The sequence below is a fragment of the Pseudoponticoccus marisrubri genome (assembly GCF_001482405.1).
GTDB classification, from domain to species: domain Bacteria; phylum Pseudomonadota; class Alphaproteobacteria; order Rhodobacterales; family Rhodobacteraceae; genus Pseudoponticoccus; species Pseudoponticoccus marisrubri.
This window is the reverse complement of the sequence record NZ_LPXO01000012.1, coordinates 52,101-71,417: the sequence shown is the minus strand read 5'-3', so window position 1 is coordinate 71,417 and position 19,317 is coordinate 52,101. Positions and strand designations below refer to the sequence as shown.

The 19,317-nt window shown below is 66.7% G+C and carries 19 protein-coding genes; 11 read left to right on the top strand and 8 right to left on the bottom strand.

Going from position 1 to position 19,317, the window contains the following annotated elements; all coding sequences use genetic code 11:
• Nucleotides 1-12: 12 nt before the first annotated feature.
• Both rdgB and rph read right to left on the bottom strand, forming a co-directional pair.
• Entirely contained in the window at nt 13-627 is a 615-nt protein-coding gene (gene rdgB, locus AVJ23_RS16945) for an RdgB/HAM1 family non-canonical purine NTP pyrophosphatase (RefSeq protein WP_058863404.1), read from the bottom strand.
• Nucleotides 624-1,337 carry a ribonuclease PH gene (gene rph / locus AVJ23_RS16940; RefSeq protein WP_058863403.1) on the bottom strand — a complete coding sequence of 238 codons (714 nt, stop codon included), beginning with the start codon at nt 1,335-1,337 and terminating at the stop codon, nt 624-626. Before rph ends, rdgB begins: the two co-directional genes overlap by 4 nt.
• Nucleotides 1,338-1,451: 114 nt before the next feature.
• On the opposite strand from rph, the gene hrcA reads away from it, so the two are divergent.
• Entirely contained in the window at nt 1,452-2,516 is a 1,065-nt protein-coding gene (gene hrcA, locus AVJ23_RS16935) for a heat-inducible transcriptional repressor HrcA (protein WP_058863402.1), read from the top strand.
• Nucleotides 2,517-2,525: 9 nt separating this feature from the next.
• Nucleotides 2,526-3,089: a nucleotide exchange factor GrpE gene (locus tag AVJ23_RS16930; RefSeq protein WP_058863401.1), complete on the top strand. Its 564-nt coding sequence runs from the start codon at nt 2,526-2,528 to the stop codon at nt 3,087-3,089.
• A 22-nt stretch (nt 3,090-3,111) separates the two neighbouring features.
• Here AVJ23_RS16930 and mutS read toward each other — a convergent pair whose 3' ends face one another.
• Complete coding sequence (mutS, locus tag AVJ23_RS16925; RefSeq protein ID WP_058863400.1) at nt 3,112-5,733, bottom strand: DNA mismatch repair protein MutS; 2,622 nt, start codon at nt 5,731-5,733, stop codon at nt 3,112-3,114.
• Nucleotides 5,734-5,862: 129 nt separating this feature from the next.
• Here mutS and AVJ23_RS16920 point away from each other — a divergent pair, with 129 nt between their 5' ends.
• Both AVJ23_RS16920 and AVJ23_RS16915 read left to right on the top strand, forming a co-directional pair.
• Nucleotides 5,863-8,118: an NADP-dependent malic enzyme gene (locus AVJ23_RS16920; protein ID WP_058863399.1), complete on the top strand. Its 2,256-nt coding sequence runs from the start codon at nt 5,863-5,865 to the stop codon at nt 8,116-8,118.
• Between the two features lie 61 nt (nt 8,119-8,179).
• Nucleotides 8,180-9,052 (top strand): ribokinase, encoded by an 873-nt coding sequence (locus tag AVJ23_RS16915; RefSeq protein ID WP_058863466.1) that lies wholly within the window; start codon nt 8,180-8,182, stop codon nt 9,050-9,052.
• A 65-nt stretch (nt 9,053-9,117) separates the two neighbouring features.
• Here the strand turns inward: AVJ23_RS16915 and msrA are convergent, their stop codons facing one another.
• A complete protein-coding gene (gene msrA, locus AVJ23_RS16910; RefSeq protein ID WP_058863398.1) occupies nt 9,118-9,765 on the bottom strand; it encodes a peptide-methionine (S)-S-oxide reductase MsrA in 648 nt (215 codons plus the stop codon).
• Nucleotides 9,766-9,947: 182 nt separating this feature from the next.
• Between msrA and AVJ23_RS16905 the strand changes: the two genes are divergently transcribed.
• Nucleotides 9,948-10,361 (top strand): DUF7282 domain-containing protein, encoded by a 414-nt coding sequence (locus AVJ23_RS16905; protein ID WP_058863397.1) that lies wholly within the window; start codon nt 9,948-9,950, stop codon nt 10,359-10,361.
• A 63-nt stretch (nt 10,362-10,424) separates the two neighbouring features.
• Here AVJ23_RS16905 and AVJ23_RS16900 read toward each other — a convergent pair whose 3' ends face one another.
• Together AVJ23_RS16900 and AVJ23_RS16895 are read right to left on the bottom strand one after the other, a co-directional pair.
• Nucleotides 10,425-10,841 carry a DUF1810 domain-containing protein gene (locus AVJ23_RS16900; protein ID WP_058863396.1) on the bottom strand — a complete coding sequence of 139 codons (417 nt, stop codon included), beginning with the start codon at nt 10,839-10,841 and terminating at the stop codon, nt 10,425-10,427.
• A gap of 10 nt (nt 10,842-10,851) precedes the next feature.
• A complete protein-coding gene (locus tag AVJ23_RS16895; RefSeq protein ID WP_058863395.1) occupies nt 10,852-12,096 on the bottom strand; it encodes an argininosuccinate synthase in 1,245 nt (414 codons plus the stop codon).
• Nucleotides 12,097-12,258: 162 nt separating this feature from the next.
• On the opposite strand from AVJ23_RS16895, the gene AVJ23_RS16890 reads away from it, so the two are divergent.
• Nucleotides 12,259-12,966 carry a hypothetical protein gene (locus AVJ23_RS16890; protein WP_169795950.1) on the top strand — a complete coding sequence of 236 codons (708 nt, stop codon included), beginning with the start codon at nt 12,259-12,261 and terminating at the stop codon, nt 12,964-12,966.
• A gap of 37 nt (nt 12,967-13,003) precedes the next feature.
• Nucleotides 13,004-14,230 carry a threonine ammonia-lyase IlvA gene (gene ilvA, locus AVJ23_RS16885; protein WP_058863465.1) on the top strand — a complete coding sequence of 409 codons (1,227 nt, stop codon included), beginning with the start codon at nt 13,004-13,006 and terminating at the stop codon, nt 14,228-14,230.
• Nucleotides 14,231-14,270: 40 nt separating this feature from the next.
• Here the strand turns inward: ilvA and AVJ23_RS16880 are convergent, their stop codons facing one another.
• Nucleotides 14,271-14,606, bottom strand: a complete 336-nt coding sequence (locus AVJ23_RS16880; protein WP_058863393.1) for an Hpt domain-containing protein — start codon at nt 14,604-14,606, stop codon at nt 14,271-14,273.
• A 165-nt stretch (nt 14,607-14,771) separates the two neighbouring features.
• On the opposite strand from AVJ23_RS16880, the gene AVJ23_RS16875 reads away from it, so the two are divergent.
• Complete coding sequence (locus tag AVJ23_RS16875; protein ID WP_240484697.1) at nt 14,772-16,022, top strand: PP2C family protein-serine/threonine phosphatase; 1,251 nt, start codon at nt 14,772-14,774, stop codon at nt 16,020-16,022.
• 9 nt (nt 16,023-16,031) lie between these two features.
• Here AVJ23_RS16875 and AVJ23_RS16870 read toward each other — a convergent pair whose 3' ends face one another.
• Nucleotides 16,032-16,469, bottom strand: coding sequence for an NUDIX domain-containing protein (locus AVJ23_RS16870; protein WP_058863391.1), 438 nt, complete (start codon nt 16,467-16,469; stop codon nt 16,032-16,034).
• A 77-nt stretch (nt 16,470-16,546) separates the two neighbouring features.
• Between AVJ23_RS16870 and hslO the strand changes: the two genes are divergently transcribed.
• The 3 genes from hslO to AVJ23_RS16855 are packed head-to-tail and all read left to right on the top strand — an operon-like array spanning nt 16,547 to nt 19,285.
• Nucleotides 16,547-17,536, top strand: coding sequence for an Hsp33 family molecular chaperone HslO (gene hslO, locus AVJ23_RS16865; protein WP_058863390.1), 990 nt, complete (start codon nt 16,547-16,549; stop codon nt 17,534-17,536).
• Nucleotides 17,523-18,125, top strand: coding sequence for a CoA pyrophosphatase (locus AVJ23_RS16860; protein WP_058863389.1), 603 nt, complete (start codon nt 17,523-17,525; stop codon nt 18,123-18,125). Before hslO ends, AVJ23_RS16860 begins: the two co-directional genes overlap by 14 nt.
• A complete protein-coding gene (locus AVJ23_RS16855) occupies nt 18,122-19,285 on the top strand; it encodes a CCA tRNA nucleotidyltransferase (RefSeq protein WP_058863388.1) in 1,164 nt (387 codons plus the stop codon). The genes AVJ23_RS16860 and AVJ23_RS16855 overlap by 4 nt, the downstream gene beginning before the upstream one ends.
• Nucleotides 19,286-19,317: the final 32 nt, after the last annotated feature.

Sequence of the window (19,317 nt, the reverse complement as noted above, 5' to 3'; positions counted from 1 at the left end):
CCGGGCCGGTCCTCAGGCAAGGCAACCGGCCACGAATTTCCGGAACGCATCGGCCCGATGGCTGATCTTGTTCTTCTCCCAGCGGTCCATCTCGCCAAAGGTCAGATCGTGCCCTTCAGGCTGGAAGATCGGGTCATAGCCATGGCCCTGATCGCCCCGCATCGGCCAGACGACACGCCCCTCCATCACGCCGGGAAAGACGGCGTCCGTGCCGTCGGGCCAGGCCAGCACCAGCGTGCAGCAAAAGCGCGCGGTCCAGGGCTCGGCCGCGCCGGCCTCGACCAGACGGGCGTGGGTCTTCTCCATCGCCATGGTGAAATCGCGCCCGTCTGGCGTTTCGGCCCAGTCGGCCGTGTAGACGCCGGGCGCCTTGCCCAGCGCGTCCACCTCGATCCCGCTGTCATCGGCCAGCGCCGGCAGACCCGTCGCCTTGGCCGCGGCATGCGCCTTGATCCGGGCGTTCTCGACGAAGGTCGTGCCCGTCTCCTCCGGCTCCGGCAGATCCATCTCGGCTGCGCCCACGACGGTGACGCCGTAGGGCTCCAGCAGATGCGCGATCTCTTCCAGCTTGCCACGGTTATGCGTGGCAACCAGCAGCCGCGTGCCGCGTTCCAGCCTGCGGCTCATGCCACCGCCGCGCGCTGCGCTTCGACCAGCTGGGCGACACCCGCCTCGGCGAGGCCCATCAGCTCGTCCATCTGGGCGCGGCTGAACGTGCCGCCCTCGGCCGACATCTGCACCTCGATCAGACGCTTGTCACCCAGCATCACGAAATTGCCGTCCACCCCGGCCTCGCTGTCCTCGGGATAATCCAGGTCCAGCACCGGTTGCCCGGCATAGATCCCGCAGCTGACCGCGGCCACTTCGGACACCAGCGGATCGGTCGAGACGTCGCCCGCCTTCATCAGCTTGTTCACTGCCAGCCGCAGTGCGACCCAGCCGCCGGTGATCGCGGCGCAGCGCGTGCCGCCATCGGCCTGGATGACGTCGCAATCCACGGTTATCTGGCGCTCGCCCAGCGCATTGCGGTCGACCCCGGCGCGCAGGCTGCGCCCGATCAGCCGCTGGATCTCCACCGTGCGGCCACCCTGCTTTCCGGCCTGCGCCTCGCGCCGCATCCGGGACGAGGTCGAGCGCGGCAGCATGCCGTATTCCGCCGTCACCCATCCCTGGCCCGAGCCCTTGATGAAGGGCGGCACGCGCTCTTCCAGCGAAGCGGTGCACAGCACATGCGTGTCGCCCATCCGGATCAGGCACGACCCTTCCGCATGTTTCGTCACGCCTGTTTCGATTGAAACGGCGCGCATTTCGCTTAAGTCTCGTCCCGACGGTCGCATGGCAAGTCCTTGTTGTGATCCGGCCCCGGGATAGACGGCCGCGCCCCCGCGGTGCAACCCCGATTGACGCGCCGGTCAAGCCGTCTTTAATACGCCCGGGCAAAAGGCCGAGAGATGACAGAGGCACGCGACACGCTCTCACAGATGAACGATCGCTCGCGCGAGGTGTTCCGCCGCGTGGTCGAGGCCTATCTCGACACGGGCGAGCCTGTGGGCTCGCGCACGCTGACCCGCGCCCTGACCGAAAAGGTCTCGGCCGCGACAATCCGCAACGTGATGCAGGATCTCGAATTCCTTGGCCTGCTCGACAGCCCCCATGTCAGCGCCGGCCGCGTGCCAACGCAGGCCGGGCTGCGCATGTTCGTGGACGGTCTGCTCGAGGTGCGCGCGCTGGATGACACCGACCGCGAAAAGCTCGACGCCACGGTGGGCAGCAATTCCAGCGATGTCTCGGGCCTGCTCGACCAAGTGGGCTCGGCGCTCTCGGGCGTCACGCGCGGCGCTTCGCTGGTGCTGACCCCCAAGCACGAGGCGCCGCTGCGCCATATCGAGTTCGTCAGCCTCGCGCCGGAACGCGCGCTGGTGGTGATCGTTTTCGCCGACGGCCATGTCGAGAACCGCGTCTTCACCCCGCCGGCGGGGCAGACGCCCAGCTCGATGCGCGAGGCGGCGAATTTCATCAATGCCCATCTCGAAGGGCGCACCCTGTCCGAGCTGCGGCTGGTCATCGGCGAGCAGATTGCCCGCCGTCGGCGCGAGATCGACGGGCTGGCCGCCCAGCTGATCGACAGCGGCATCGCGATCTGGGACGGCGAGGATGACAGTTCCGAACGGCTGATCGTGCGCGGCCGGGCCAACCTGCTGGGCGAGGAGACCGCCGAGGAAGAGCTCGACCGGATCCGTTCGCTCTTCGATGATCTCGAGCGCAAGCGCGACATCGCCGAGTTCCTCGACCTGACCGAGGATGGCGAGGGTGTGCGCATTTTCATCGGCTCCGAGAACAAACTTTTTTCGCTTTCGGGTTCCTCTCTGGTGGTGTCTCCATATATGAACGCGGACCGGAAGATCATCGGCGCGGTGGGCGTCATCGGACCCACACGTCTCAACTACGGCCGGATCGTCCCGATCGTGGACTACACGGCGCAACTGGTCGGCAGATTGCTGTCCGACCGGAGCTAGAGGTACAAAATGGCAGACCCGAACAAAGACGAGTTTCTTGACGATATCGACGAGATCGAAGCAGAAGCCGAGGCGCTGGACGGGCAGGAAATCGACGACGAGGCGCTCGAGATCGATCAGCTGCGCGCCGAGCGTGATGTGCTGAAAGACCGCTTCATGCGTGCGCTGGCCGATGCCGAGAACGCCCGCAAGCGCGCCGAGAAGGATCGGCGCGAGGCCCAGGCCTATGGCGGCACCCGCATCGCCCGCGACCTGCTGCCCGTCTACGACAATCTCAATCGCGCGCTGACCGCCGCCAAGGAAGACGAGGGCGAGGCCTCGAAGGCGCTGGTCGAAGGGGTGGAGCTGACGCTGAAAGAGCTGCTCAACGTCTTCGATCGTCACGGCGTGACGCGGATCACCCCGCAGGTCGGCGACAAGTTCGACCCCAAGGAGCACGAGGCCATGTTCGAGGCCCCGGTCCCCGGCACCACCGCCGGCGAGATCATCCAGGTCTCGGCCGAGGGCTTCTTCCTGCATGACCGGCTGCTGCGCCCCGCGCAGGTCGGTGTCTCCTCGATGCCCGCCAGCTGAGCGGGTCGCGCGGGACGGGGCCTTACCCGTCCTGCGCCAGCTTGGTCTTCAGCGCATAGATCGCCTGCAGCGCGTCCCGCGGCGTCATCTCGTCGGGATTGAGCGCGCGCAGCTCACTCTCCACTTCAGACGCGGTCTCCGCCGGTTTCGGCGGTACCTCGCGCAGCGCGGCCGCCGAGAACAGCGGCAGGTCGTCGATCAGCGCCTTCGGCGAGGCCCGCTCGCGCTCGCCGCTTTCCAACGCATCCAGCACCATCCGCGCCCGCTCGATCACCGGCTGCGGCAGTCCGGCCAGTTGCGCCACCTGCACGCCATAGGACCGGTCAGCCGCCCCGTCACGCACCTCGTGCAGGAAGATCACCTCGCCCTGCCATTCCTTCACTGCCACGGTGGCGTTGCGCACACCCGGCAGCTTGCCGGCCAGGGCGGTCAGCTCGTGGTAATGCGTGGCAAAAAGCGCGCGCACCCGGTTCTCGGCATGCAGCTGTTCCAGCACGGCCCATGCGATGGACAGCCCGTCATAGGTCGCCGTGCCGCGCCCGATCTCGTCGAGGATCACCAGCGCCCGGTCATCCGCCTGGTTCAGGATCGCCGCCGTCTCGACCATCTCGACCATGAAGGTCGACCGTCCGCGCGCCAAGTCGTCCGAGGCGCCGACACGGCTGAAGATCTGGCTGACCAGCCCCACATGCGCCGCCCGAGCGGGCACATAGGATCCCATCTGCGCCAGAAGCGCGATCAGCGCGTTCTGCCGAAGATAGGTCGACTTGCCCGCCATGTTGGGCCCGGTCAGCAGCGTGACCGAGGCCGCGTCGCCCTCGGCCGACAGGTCGCAATCATTGGCGATGAAGGGCGCGCCATCCCCGGCCAGCGCCGCCTCGACCACCGGGTGCCGCCCGGCCTCGACATGGAAGGCGCGGCTGTCATCGACCCGCGGCAGGCACCAGTCGCGCGCCCGCGCAAGGTCGGCCAACCCCAGTGACAGGTCGATCTCGGCCAGAGCCAGCGCCAGTTCCGACAGGGCAGGGGCCACCGCCATCACCGCGTCCCGCAACGTGTCGAACAGCCGCTTCTCGATCTGCAGCGCTTCGTTGCCCGCGTTCAGGATGCGCGTCTCCAGTTCGGACAGCTCCACCGTGGTGAAGCGCACCTGGTTGGCCGTGGTCTGGCGGTGGATGAACTGCTCCGACAAGGGCGGGCTCATCATCTTCTGCGCATGGGCGGCGGTGGTCTCGACGAAATAGCCCAGCACGTTGTTGTGCTTGATCTTCAGCGATCCGATGCCGGTCTCCTCGGCATAGCGGCCCTGCAGCCCGGCGATCACGCCGCGCCCCTCGTCGCGCAGGGTGCGCGCCTCGTCCAGCGCAGCGTCAAAGCCGGGCGCGATGAACTCGCCATCGCGTACCATCAGCGGCGGGTCTGCCACCAGCGCCGCGTCCAGACGGTCCAGCAGCGCGTCCTGCCCGGTCAGCGTCTCGGCCGCCTGCCGGACCAGCGCGGGCAGCTCTGCCTCGGTTAGCTGCGCGTGGATCTGCTCGGCCTGCGCCAGCGCCGCACGCACCGCGGCCAGGTCGCGCGGCCCGCCACGCTCCAGCCCCAGCCGCGACAGCGCCCGGTCCAGGTCGGGTACCTGCCGCAACGCGTCGCGCAGCCGGCCATCGCCCTCAACCCCCCAGCGAACTGCCTCCAGCCGCTCGCGGATCACGGCCAGGTCGCGCGAGGGCGAGGCGATCCGCCGCTCCAGCAGCCGCGCCCCGGCCGCCGTCACCGTTCGGTCGATCACCGACAGCAGGCTGCCCGCGCGCCCGCCCTGCAGGGACGCGGTCAGTTCGAGGTTGCGCCGTGTCGCGGCGTCGATCTGCATCAGCCGGGTGACGACCTCCTGCCGCGGCGGTCGCAGGCGGGGCAGGCGGCCCTTTTGCGTGATGTCCAGATAGTCGACCAGCGCGCCCATGGCCGACAGCTCCACCCGGGCGAAATCCCCGAACCCCGCCAGCGTCTGCACGCCGAACACCCCGGCCAGCCGGCTCTCGCCCGAGCCCGAATCGAAGGAGGCGGCGCCCAGAACGGTGGGCTGCATGCCGAGATCTTCCAGCACCGGGCGCAGCACCTCGTCCACCTTGTCCGAGACCAGCAGCTCGGAGGGGGCCAGCCGCGCCAGCTCGGCCCCGATCCGCGCCCGCGACAGGGGCATCACGTGAAACGCGCCGGTCGAGATGTCGCACCAGGCCAGGGCCCAGTCGTCGCGCACCGCGGCGATGGCGGCCAGGAAGTTGTGCCGCCGCGCATCCAGCAGCGCGTCCTCGGTCAGCGTGCCCGGCGTGACCAGCCGCACCACGTCGCGCTTGACCACCGCCTTGTAGCCGCGCTTCTTCGCCTCCTCGGGACGCTCCAGCTGTTCGCCCACGGCGACGCGGAACCCCTTGCGGATCAGCGTCAGCAGGTAGGCCTCGGCCGCGTGCACGGGCACGCCGCACATGGGGATATCATCGCCGTCATGCTTGCCGCGCTTGGTCAGCGCGATGTCCAGCGCCTCGGCCGCCGCCACAGCGTCGTCGAAGAACATCTCGTAGAAGTCGCCCATCCGGTAGAACAGCAGCGCATCCGGGTATTGCGCCTTGATCTCCAGGTATTGGGCCATCATCGGCGTCACCGCCGATGCCTTTGTCCTGCCGCTCGCGCTCAATGCTTCCCCCCGCCGGTTTCGCGTGACATTAAGGCTGTCGGAGCCGAGGGAAAACCCGAGAGACACCATCGGGACAAGGAGACGACAGTGGCCAAGCAGAAACTCACCCGCGAGGAGGCGCTGGCCTTCCATCTCGACCCCACCCCCGGCAAGTGGGAGGTGCAGGCCACCGTGCCCATGACCACCCAGCGCGACCTGTCGCTGGCCTATTCCCCGGGCGTGGCCGTGCCGTGCGAAGAGATCGCCGCGAACCCCGAGCTGGCCTATGACTACACCAACAAGGGCAACCTCGTGGCCGTGATCTCGAACGGCACGGCGGTGCTGGGGCTGGGCAATCTGGGCGCGCTCGGCGGCAAGCCGGTGATGGAGGGCAAGGCGGTGCTCTTCAAGCGCTTCGCCGACGTGAACTCCATCGATATCGAGCTGGACACCGAGGATCCGGACGAATTCTGCAAGGCGGTCAAGCTGATGGGGCCGACCTTCGGGGGCATCAACCTCGAGGACATCAAGGCGCCGGAATGTTTCATCATCGAGCAGCGGCTCAAGGAAGAAATGGACATTCCCGTCTTCCATGACGACCAGCACGGCACGGCGGTGATCTGCGCCGCGGGGCTCATCAACGCGCTGCACCTGTCGGGCAAGAAGATCGAGGATGTGCGAATCGTCCTCAACGGAGCCGGCGCGGCGGGCATCGCCTGTATCGAGCTGCTGAAATCCATGGGCGCGCGGCATGACAACTGCATCGTCTGCGACACCAAGGGCGTGATCTACCAGGGCCGCACCGAGGGCATGAACCAGTGGAAATCGGCCCATGCCATCGCCACTGACCTGCGCACGCTGGAGGAGGCGATGAAAGGGGCCGACGTGTTCCTCGGCGTCAGCGTCAAGGGTGCCGTGACGCAGGACATGGTCGCCTCGATGGCCGACAACCCGGTGATCTTCGCCATGGCCAATCCCGACCCCGAGATCACCCCGGAAGAGGCGCATGACGTGCGCGTCGATGCCATCGTCGCCACCGGCCGGTCGGATTATCCCAACCAGGTCAACAACGTGCTGGGCTTCCCCTATCTCTTCCGCGGCGCGCTGGACATCAACGCCCGCGCGATCAATGACGAGATGAAGATTGCCTGCGCCCAGGCCCTGGCCGAACTGGCGCGCGAGGACGTGCCCGACGAGGTCGCGCTGGCCTATGGCAAGGCGCTGACCTTCGGGCGCGACTACATCATCCCCACGCCCTTCGACCCGCGTCTGATTCACCGCATCCCGCCCGCCGTAGCGCGTGCCGGCATGGCGACCGGGGCCGCGCGGCGCCCGATCGTGGACATGGACGCCTACGAGACCAGCCTGCGCTCGCGCATGGACCCGACCGCGGCGATCCTGCGCTCGATCAATGCGCGGGCCCGCGCTGCGCAGGCCCGCATGATCTTTGCCGAGGGCGATGACCCCCGCGTGCTGCGCGCCGCAGTGATGTACCAGCGGTCGGGCCTGGGCAAGGCACTGGTCGTCGGGCGCGACTACGACGTGAAGGCCAAGCTGGAAGAGGCCGGCCTGGGCGATGCGGTGCGCGAGCTGGAGGTGGTCAATGCCGCCAATACCCGCCACTTGGAGACCTACAAGGATTTCCTTTACGAACGGTTGCAGCGCAAGGGCATGGACCGGCAGGACATCCACCGGCTGGCCGCCCGCGACCGCCATGTCTTTGCCGGGCTCATGCTGGCCCATGGCCATGGCGACGGGCTGATCACCGGGGCCACGCGCAAGTCGGCCCATGTGATGCAGCTGATCAACCATGTCTTCGACGCCGATGCCGCCAATGGCGCCGCCGGCATCACCGCGCTGCTGCACAAGGGCCGCATCGTGCTGATCGCCGACACGCTGGTGCATGAATGGCCCGACGAGGAGGATCTTGCCAATATCGCCGAGCGCGCCGCCGACGTGGCACGGCACTTGGGCCTCGATCCGCGCGTGGCCTTCGTCTCTTTCTCGACCTTCGGCTACCCGGTCTCGGAACGCGCCGAGAAGATGCACAAGGCGCCGGTGGTGCTCGACAAGCGCGGCGTCAATTTCGAGTACGAAGGCGAGATGACCGTGGACGTGGCGCTGAACACCCGCGCGCAGGAGCACTACCCGTTCCAGCGCCTGACCGGCCCGGCCAATATCCTTGTCGTGCCGGCGCGCCACTCGGCCTCGATCTCGGTCAAGCTGATGCAGGAAATGGCCGGTGCCACGGTGATCGGGCCGATCCTTGCCGGGATCGACAACTCGATCCAGATCTGCTCGACCAACTCCACCGCCAGCGACATCCTGAACATGGCCGTGCTTGCCGCCTGCAAGGTGGGCTGAGCGGTCGCGCAGGGCCGGCCTCGCCCGGCCCGTCACCATGGACCAACCGCGGGGGATGCCCATGACGATCTACAATCTCGGCTCGATCAATGCCGATCTTGTCTACCGCGTGCCGCATCTGCCCGGCCCGGGCGGCACGCTGGCCGCGCGCACGCTGACCCGCGGCCTGGGCGGCAAGGGGGCCAACATGTCCGTCGCCTGCGCCCGCGCGGCGGCGCATTGCCGCCATATCGGCGCGGTCGGCCCGGACGGGCAATGGGCCGTGCAGCGGCTGATGGAATACGGTGTCGACACGCGCGCCATCGCCAACGCCGCCGAAGACACCGGCCACGCCATCATCGCCGTCGATGATTCGGGTGAGAACAGCATCATGATCTATCCCGGCGCCAATCAGGCCCTCTCCGAGGAGGAGATCGCCTTGGCACTGGAGGAAGCGGGCCCCGAGGATGCCTTCCTCTTCCAGAACGAAACCAACGCCCAGCGGGCCGGGGCCGAGATGGCCTCGGCCAAGGGGATGCGCGTGGCCTATGCCGCTGCACCCTTCGATGCCGGTGCCGTGCGCGCGGTGATGCCGCTTCTGGACCTGCTCTTTCTCAACGAGGTCGAGGCCCAGCAACTGGCCGAGGCGACCGGCACCGCGCCCGAGGCGCTGCCGGTTCGCGATGTCATCGTCACGCTGGGGGCACGTGGCTGTCGCTGGTACAACACCGATACCGGGGCGGTGCAGGACTTTCCCGCCGTGCCCGTGCAGCCGGTGGACACGACCGGCGCCGGCGACACTTTCACCGGCTATGTCATGGCCGGGCTCGACCGCGGGCTGCCCATGGCACAGGCCATCGGGCAGGCCACCCGCGCCGCCGCGATCATGGTGACCCGCCCCGGCGCGGCCGACGTGATCCCCGACCTGCGCGACGTGCAGGATTTCAGCGGTTAACGCTTCCTTGCGCGTTTGGCCGTTTTGGCGAAATCGGCGTCCGAAATGTACGAAACGGGCAAATCTCAGTTCACGAAGGGCGCGTCGCTGCCCCAGAGCGCCTCGACCCGCTCGTCCCGGCGGCAGCCGTCGCGATAGCGCTTGTAGGCATCCTTCTGCTGGATGATGCCGAAGCGCGTCACCACGCGGTTGGTGCCCTTGTAGTAATCCTGGTGATAGTCCTCGGCCAGGTAGAAGGTCTTGGCATCCAGGATCGGGGTCACGATCTCCTGTCCCAGCTCGGCCTCCGCCGCGGCCTTTGCCGCCTCTGCCGCGCGTCTTTGGGCAGGATCAGTGACGAATATCGCCGTGCGATAGCTCTCGCCCCGATCGCAGAACTGCCCGCCCGCATCCGTCGGATCGACCGAGCGGAAGAACAGGTCATAGAGCTGCCGCGCCGAGATACGTCCGGCATCATAGTTGATCTGCACCGCCTCGTAATGGCCCGTGCCGCCGCGCGTCACCTGCCGATACGTCGGGTCCGCCACCGTGCCCCCGGTATAGCCCGAGACGACTTCGCCCACTCCGGGCACGCGTTCGAAATCCGCCTCGACGCACCAGAAGCAGCCACCGGCCACGTAAAGCTCGGCCGCCGCGGCGCGTTCGGCCCCCAGCGCCGTCGCGCAAAGGGCAAGCGCGCCCAGACCAAGCGCGCACAATCTGTCAGTCCACATGAAACACCTCCAAATCTGCCCGGGAATCTGGCCGCTGCGGAGTGATCGGGCAACAGGGGAACGGCATTGTCACCCGATGGTGAGCCCCTGTGACCCCGAATTTTTTCGCGTTTCCCGTGAAACTGCGCGGCCCCGTACTTCGTGTCTGTTGATACAAGCTCATTCAGACAGGGAGAAACCTCATGACTTTCAAGATGTTCACCGCCGCGCTGATCGCCACCGCCAGCACCGCCTTCGCCGGTGGCCACGGCATGGCGCCCATGGTCGAAGCCTCCGACCAGGATGTCTCCGGCGGCACCGTCACCGCCTCCAAGATCGTCGCGCCGGCCAATGGCTGGCTGGTGGTGCACCGCACCGATTCCGAGATGAAGCCCGGTCCGGTCGTCGGTCACGCGCCCCTGAAAGAGGGTGAAAACATGGATGTCGCCGCCATCCTGACCGAAGAGGTCGCGTCCGGCGACATGCTGATGCTGATGGTCCATGGCGAGGATGGCGGCATGCAGACCGGTATCTTCGAGTACACGCTGGGCGCCAAGGAAGACGGCCCGATCCGCCAGGATGGCGAGCTCGTCACCGCGACCGTGACGGCCCAGTAACCGAACCCTCCCCGTCGGCAGCTGCCGACCGCCTCCGGCGGGCCTTCGCGGTCCGCCGGCTTTTTAGGTCATGATCTCTGTCTGCGTCAGCGGACATCTTTCGCCGGCATAGAGCCGCTCCAGCACGGTTGTAAAGATCGGGTCGGCACCCGGCACGGCCTCGAACAGCGTCATGCTCGACCGAACCTTGAGCGCGTCGACCTCGCCCAGGATCTTGCGCGGATCTGTCCCGGAATGCCGCAGCAGCAGTCTGGCGACCTCGATCAGCCGCGGGCCCAAGACCGGGTGATCGAGATAATCCTGCGCTTCTCCCAAGCCGGACAGTCCGAAATACCTCGCGCGCGGCGACCGCCCCAGCGAGGCAAGCTGCGGGAAAACCCACCAGATCCAATGGGTTGTCTTGCGACCGCCGCGCAGTTCCCGGCAGACCTGTGGCCAGACCGGATCCTGCGCGGCGACGAATTCCTCCAGCGTGGCCATGGGCCGTGGATTACTGGCCGGTCTCGATTCGCCGCTTGCGGGCCGCCAGAAGGCGGAGGCGCAGCGCGTTCAGCTGGATGAACCCGGCCGCGTCCTTCTGGTCATAGGCGCCCGCATCATCCTCGAAGGTGACATGTGCCTCGGAATACAGGGAATTTTTCGACCAGCGCCCCACGGTCCGGGCCAGCCCCTTGTACAGCTTGAGCCGCACCGTGCCCGAGACATGGGCCTGGCTGGCATCGATCGCGGCCTGCAGCATCTCGCGTTCGGGCGAGAACCAGAACCCGTTATAGATCAGCTCGGCATAGCGCGGCATCAGCTCATCCTTCAGATGCGCGGCGCCGCGATCCAGCGTGATCTGCTCGATCCCGCGATGCGCCTCGAGCAGGATGGTGCCACCCGGCGTCTCGTAGATGCCGCGCGACTTCATCCCGACAAAGCGCCCCTCGACCAGGTCAAGCCGCCCGATTCCGTGCTTCCGCCCGTATTCGTTCAGCGCGGTCAGCATCGTAGCCGGCGACATCGCCTCGCCATTGATCGCGACCGGATCGCCCTTTTCGAAGGTGATCTCGATGAATTCCGGCGTGTCGGGCGCATCCTCGGGGTTCACCGTGCGCTGGTAGACATAATCGGGCGCGTCGACGGCCGGATCTTCCAGCACCTTGCCCTCGGAGGAGGTGTGCAGAAGATTCGCATCGACCGAGAACGGCGCCTCGCCCCGCTTGTCCTTGGCAATCGGGATCTGATTCTTCTCGGCGAAATCCAGCAGCGAGGTGCGCGAGTTCAGGTCCCATTCGCGCCACGGCGCAATGCAGCGGATATCGGGGTTCAGCGCGGCGGCGGAAAGTTCGAACCGGACTTGGTCGTTGCCCTTGCCGGTGGCGCCATGGGCCACGGCATCCGCGCCGGTTTCCTCCGCAATCTCGACCAGGCGCTTGGAGATCAGTGGACGCGCGATCGAGGTGCCCAGCAGGTAAAGCCCCTCGTATACTGCATTCGCGCGGAACATCGGGAAGACGAAATCGCGCACGAATTCCTCGCGCACGTCTTCGATATAGATATTCTCGGGCTTGATCCCCAGCATCTGTGCCTTCTCGCGCGCGGGCTCCAGCTCTTCGCCCTGGCCAAGGTCGGCGGTGAAGGTCACGACCTCGCAACCATACTCGGTTTGCAGCCATTTCAGGATGATCGAGGTGTCGAGACCGCCGGAATAGGCCAGGACGACCTTCTTCGGCGCGAATTTGGACGCGGACATGGCAGGGGTTCCCTTTCAGCGGTTTGGCGCGCGGATTAGACCGTTTTGTGCGCTGCTGCAAGGAAGCGGCGTTGACGCGGGCCCGGGGCGTGGTAGCCCTGTGCAAAACGTATGAAAGGTCGGACGATGCACGCGTGGAAGATGTTTCTGCATTCTGCCCGGATGGTTCTGGACAATCTGGGCCCGGCGCTGCGCGTCTCGCTGCTGCTCTACATTGTATCATCTGCGCCTCAACTCTTCCTTTACGCGAACCCGCCAGCGGTCGATGCACAGGGCTTGCCGATGATGGAGCCGGGCGCGGCCTCGCTGATCTTTGTCTTGGGGCTGGTGGCCATCTGCAGTTCGCTGTGGATCGCCGTAGCCTGGCACCGCTATGTACTGACAGGGGAACTGTCGGGTGGCTGGGTGCCGGCCTGGCATGGGCCGGAGGTACTGCGCTACCTCGGCTACTCCCTGCTGCTGGGGTTGATCGTCGTGGTCGCAGCCTTCCTCGCCGCAATTCCTGCCGCAATCGTGATGATGGTGCTGTCGCCATTGGCGCCGATTGCGCTGCTAGGGATCGCGGTAGCCTGCCTATATGTGGCGCTGCGTCTGGGCACGGCCTTGCCGGGGATCGCCATGGGTCAGAAAATGAACCTGCAACAAGGTTGGAGCGAGACGGCCGGACACAACAAGACCATCGTCGTGCTCGCCGTGATCGTGGCGGGTGTCGGCCTGCTGGTACAGGTGCCGACGCTAATGAATGCCGATCCCGCTTCGGTACTGAATCTGGTCTACGGACTTGTCGTGGGCTGGTTTGCGACCATGATCGGCGTGTCGGTCCTGACCACGCTCTATGGCGTCTGTGTCGAAGGGCGTCACATCGACTGACTTGCGCCGGCGCGCGCTCTGCGCCACTGCTTTGGGCATGACCGATTTCCAGCACAAAGCCCGCGCCGCCTGCGCGGCCATGCGCGCCGTATTCCCTGCCACCCCATTGCAGCGCAACGAGCACCTGTCGCAGAGCTACGGTGCCGATATCTGGCTGAAACGCGAGGATCTGAGCCCGGTGCGCAGCTACAAGCTGCGCGGCGCCTTCAACGCCATGTCGCGCCATCCGGATGAGGAACTGTTCGTCTGCGCCAGTGCCGGCAACCATGCGCAGGGTGTTGCCTACATGTGTCGGCATTTCGGCAAGCAGGGCGTGATCTTCATGCCGGTGACGACGCCGCAGCAGAAGATCCAGAAAACCGCGATGTTCGGGGGTGACGCGGTCGAGATCCGGATGATCGGGGATTATTTCGACGAATGCCTTGCTGCGGCGCAGGCCTTCTGTGCCGAGGCGGGTGGGCATTTCCTGTCGCCCTTCGACGATGACGACGTGATCGCGGGCCAGGCCAGCGTTGCGGTCGAAATCGCCGAGCAGATGAACGGCCTTCCGGATCAGATGGTGATCCCGGTGGGTGGCGGCGGGCTGAGTTCGGGGATCCTCAGCTATTTTGGCACGGATATCGGCTATACCTTTGTCGAACCTGCCGGCGGCGCCTGCCTGAAGGCGGCGCTTCAGGCCGGTCGGCCGGTGACGCTTGACAAGGTCAACACCTTCGCCGACGGGGCGGCCGTGGCGCGTCTGGGCGCGCGCACCTTTGCCTGCCTGAAAGGTGTCGGGCTTGCCAACACGCTGACCATCCCCGAGGATCGGCTGTGCACCACCATGCTGGACATGCTGAATGTCGAGGGGATCGTGCTGGAACCAGCCGGTGCTCTGGCGGTCGACGCGCTCAAGGACATGGGGCAGGCGATTCGCGGCCGGACCGTAGTCTGCGTGACCTCGGGCGGGAATTTCGATTTCGAGCGGCTGCCCGAGGTGAAAGAGCGGGCGCAGCGCTATTCCGGCGTCAAGAAATACTTCATCCTGCGCCTGCCGCAGCGCCCCGGCGCGTTGAAGGGTTTCCTTGAACTGCTTGGCCCCGAGGATGACATTGCCCGCTTCGAATACCTGAAGAAATCCGCGCGCAATTTCGGCTCGGTGCTGATCGGCATCGAGACGCTGCATCCCGAGAATTTCGATCGCCTGTACCGTGAGTTCGACGCGCATGGTTTCACCTACCAGGACATCACGGATGACGAGGTCCTGGCGCAATTCGTGATCTGACCGCGCGACATGCCAGCCGTTTTCGGGTGGGCATGTCGGTTCAGGCGGCATAGCGGTCGCCCAGTTCCGCCTCGAACCGGACGCGCGAACTGGCGAAGACCTTGCGCACCTCCTCGACCGGAACAAGCGCGACCTGCCCCTCCGAGGCGGCGCGCTCACCCGTCCGGCAGACCTGCGCGAGCTTCCTGAAACCGAGATTCAGCGCAGCGCCCTTGAGGAAATGCATCTGCTCCTCGATGACGACGGGATTGCCGTTCGACGCTTCAAGCAACTCGATGGCGGTCTCGACCTCGGCAAGGAACAGCGTCACGACCTCGGAAAAATCCTCGGCGCCGATTTCCTCGACGAGTTCATCCACTCGGGCCCAGTCGATCATGTAACACCTCCTGCGCGTCAAGGCTATGCCCGAAGGGTGAACAACAGGTTTCGACCGCACGGTGATCCATGAAAGTTTTAAGCTTCACGATGGGTTAACACATCTGCCCTTAGACAGGGCCGAAGCAGTTCTTTCGGCAAAGGGATCACCGTGCAGCCAAACCCCGTGGATCGACCGGCACCGCTGACCGGCGCCATAAGGCGCGTGCTGATCGTCGATGACAGCCGGCTGCAACTGCGGATCCTGAACGCGATCCTGACGCGCTGGGGGTTCGAGGTGCTGCAGGCCGTATCGGGGGTGGAGGCGCTGCGCATTGCCGCCGTGTCCGAGCCCGACCTGATCCTGTCGGACTGGATGATGCCGCAGATGACGGGGCTGGAACTGTGCCGTAGGTTCCGTGCGCTCAAGCGCGAGGGGTACGGATATTTCATCCTGCTCACCTCCAAGAGCGAGAAGGGCGAGGTCGCCGAGGGGCTGGATGCCGGGGCCGACGACTTCCTGACAAAGCCGGTGAATGCCGAGGAGCTGCGCGCCCGGATCAACGCGGGGGAGCGGGTCGTCAGCATGGAACGTCAGCTGAGCGAGAAGAATCGCGAGGTGTCCGAGGCCTTTGCCCGGCTGAAGGAGGTGCACGAGGCGATCGACAAGGACCTGCGGCAGGCCCGCACGATCCAGCAATCGCTGATTCCCGAACGGGTCAAGGAGATCGGCACCTCGCGTGTCAGCCTCTTCCTGCAACCCTGCGGCCATGTGGGCGGTGATCTTGTCGGCATGTTCAACCCTGGGCACGAACGGCTGGGCCTCTACAGCATCGACGTGTCGGGGCACGGGATCACCTCGGCCATGGTGACGGCGCGGGTGGCCGGCTACCTGTCCAGCAAGTTCCCCGATCAGAACATCGCCCTCGAGAAGCGCTTTGACCGGTTCTACGCGATGCGCGATCCGGTCGAGACGGCCCGCCTGCTCAACCAGCGGCTTGCCGCGGATCCGGGGGTCGAGGAATACCTGACCATGGCCTACGTGGCGGGCGACCTGCGCACCGGGCGGATGCGGATGGTGCAAGCCGGGCATTCTCAACCGCTCTTGCTGCGCGCCGGCGGCGAGGTGGAGTTCATCGGCACGGGCGGTCTGCCCATCGGGCTGGTCGACGCGGTGGACCATGAGCAGCACGTGGTCACCATGCGCAAGGGCGACCGGCTGTTGCTCTATTCCGACGGTTTCACCGAGGCGGTGCTCAGGAACGGTGAGATGCTGGGCGAAGAAGGGCTGGTGCAGCTCTTCCGTGATAGCGTGAAGGTGGGCGAGGGGCCGGACCTGCTGGCCGATCTCTACTGGCGCCTCACCGCCGAGATGCGGGCGGCGGATCAGCTGGACGATGATGTCTCGGCCGCCCTGCTTGAGTTCGACGTGCTGTGATCTGGACGGTCAGAGCGCGTGACGTCGGACAAAGGCGCGGTCCCCGGGATTGCCCAGCTCTTCGGCCGCCTGCCGCGCGGACATCCACAGCGCGTGATGGCCCGGCTCACTCGGGACGCCAAGGGGCCGGACCGGCAGGGCGCTGTAGATGATGCAGAGCTTCTCGGCCCAGAGGTCGTATTCCGGCATGTAGGTGAAGCGCCGGAACGCACCCAGCCGACGGGGCCGGCCAATGCGCCAGCCGGTTTCCTCGTAGACCTCGCGGTGCAGCGCGGCCAGCGGCTGTTCGCCGGGATCGATTCCGCCGCCGGGCAGCTGGACCTCTGGCCATGGGATCGCCTGGTGTGTCAGAAGCAGCGCGTCATGACGGGGCAGGATCGCGTAGACGCCGGGGCGCAGAACGTAGCGCCGATCGGGATCGGGTGGCTGACCCAGTCGCGGCGTCATGTCGTCCCCCTTTGCGTCTCCGGCCGTCCGTCATATATGAGCGCGATATGCCAGCCTCCGGCAGATAAGGAAACCCCATGAGCCTCGGTACCAAACTCGCCTGGGACGACACCGTCCTGCCCTTTCAGCTGGACCGCTCCGACATGCGCGGGCGCGTGGCCCGCCTCGACGGGGTCTTGAGCGGTGTGCTGAAACAACATGATTACCCGCCCGCGGTCGAGGCGCTGATCGCGGAAATGACCCTGCTGACCGCGCTGATCGGCCAGACGATCAAGCTGCGCTGGAAACTGTCGCTGCAGGTGCAGACCAACGGCCCCGTTCGGATGATCGCCACCGATTACTTCGGCCCCGAGGCCGAGGGCCAGCCGGCCCGCATCCGCGCCTATGCCAGCTTTGACCGCGACCGCGTCGAGGATGACAAACCCGGGTTCGAACAGCTGGGCGAGGGCTATTTCGCCGTACTGATCGACCAGGGCAAAGGCATGACACCCTATCAGGGCATCACGCCCGTGGCGGGCTCCAGCCTGTCGGATTGCGCCGCCTCCTATTTCGCGCAGTCCGAGCAGCTGCCCACCGTCTTCGCGCTCAGCTATGGCCGCTCGTCCGAGCCGGGCACGGAGGAGCATTGGCGCGCCGGCGGCATCATGCTGCAGCACATGCCCAAGGCCTCGCCCTTCGCCAAGGATGGCGGATCGGGCGAGGGCGGCCTGCTCGAGGCGAAGGACCTGGTGGGCGACGATGCGGACGAGAACTGGTCTCGGGTCAACGCGCATCTGCAGACCGTCGAGGAGCTGGAGCTGATCGGGCCCAATGTCACATCGACCGACCTGCTGGTGCGCCTGTTTCACGAGGAACAGCCGCGGGTCTTCGATGCGCAGCCGGTGCGTTTCGGCTGCACCTGCTCGGAAGACCGCGTGCGCCAGAGCCTGTCGATCTACTCGGCGCGCGACATCGAGAAGATGACCACGGAGGACGGGCAGGTGACCGCGGATTGCCAGTTCTGCGGGGCCCACTACCGGCTGGACCCCGCGAGCGTGGGTTTCGAGGCCGGCGATGGCGACCAGTGAGCAGGTCGCGGCCCTGCGCCGTGCCATCGCGGCGGATCGGGACGCGTCGTCGGATTTCGACCTGAACCCCGACACGGTCCTGCCGCCGACGCGCAAGCTGCGCCCGGCCGGCGTGCTGGCCGCGTTCGTCGAGAGTGGGGACGGTCTGGACCTCGTGCTGACCAAGCGCTCGTCCCGGCTCAAGCACCATCCCGGCCAGATCGCCTTTCCGGGAGGCAAGGTCGACCCCGTGGATGCCGACGAGGTGGCGGCCGCTCTGCGCGAGGCGCATGAGGAGGTCGCGCTTGATCCGCAGGCGGTGCAGGTGCTGGGCACCTTGCCGCCGCACGAGACGGTGACCGGTTTCCTCGTGACGCCGGTGATCGGGCTGGTGACCGGGCCCTTCACGCCCCGGCCCGAGCCGGGCGAGGTCGAAGAAGTGTTCACCGTGCCCTTTGCCCATGTCATGAACCCCGCGCGCTATTCCGTGCAGGGCCGGCGTTGGCGCGGGCAAAGGCGGCTCTATTACACCGCACCCTTCGGGCCCTACTATATCTGGGGTGCCACCGCGCGGATGCTGCGGGGGCTGGCCGAACAGGTGCAAGCGTGACGCGCGTCACGGGCGACTGGCTGAGCGGGACGGGCACGCAGACCGTGCTGGGCATGCTTGAGGCCGCAGGGCATGAGGGCTTTGCCGTGGGCGGCTGCGTGCGCAACGCGCTTCTGGGCGTGGCCGTTTCGGACGTCGACATCTCGACCGACGCGCGGCCGGAACGGGTGATGGAACTGGCCAAAGCCGCGGGCCTGAAAGCGGTGCCGACGGGGATCGACCATGGCACGGTGACGATCGTCGTCGCGGGCGAGGGGTTCGAGGTCACCACCTACCGGGCCGATGTCGAAACCGATGGCCGCCGCGCCGTGGTGCGCTTTGCCGATGACATCGCGCAGGATGCCGTGCGCCGCGATTTCACCATGAATGCGCTATATGCCGCGCGCGACGGGCAGCTGGTCGACCCGCTGGGGGGGCTGCCGGACCTGCACGCCCGGCGCGTGCGCTTCATCGAGGATGCCGATCGTCGCATCCGCGAGGATTACCTGCGCATCCTGCGCTTCTTCCGCTTCTCCGCCTGGTATGGCGACCCCGAAACCGGCATGGACCCCGAGGCGCTGGCCGCGATCGCGGGCAATCTCGACGGGCTGGACACGCTCTCGCGTGAGCGGGTGGGCGGCGAGATGCTCAAGATTCTTGCCGCGCCGGATCCTGTCATGGCCGTCTCGGTGATGGAGCGGGTCGGCGTGCTGCCCCACGTGCTGCCCGGTGGCTCGGCCCGGGCGCTGGGCCCGCTGCGGCTGCTGGAAACGCAAGTGGGGCTGGAGCCGGATCCGCTGCGCCGGCTGGCGGCGACCGGGTTCGCCGATGGCGCGGCGCTGCGCCTGTCCAAGGCACGGCAGAAGGTGCTGGACCTGTTCCACGCGCTGGTGCCGCAGACGGCCAGCGGGGCCGAGATCGCCTATCGCCACGGCGCCGCCACCGCGCGGGACGTGCTGGTGCTGCGCGCCGCGACGCTGGAACAGCCGCTGGCGCCCGATGCCTTGTCGGGGCTGGAGGCCGCCGCGCAAGCCCGCTGTCCGGTCACGGCCCGCGACCTTATGCCGGCCTACAAGGGCGCCGCGCTGGGCGAGGCGCTGCGCGCACTGGAAGCGCGCTGGATCGCCTCGGGCTTCACGCTCGACAAGCCCGCACTTCTGGCCACCCTCCCGGAAGGGTGACAGGACGGGCAGGCTGGGCTAAAAGGAAAATC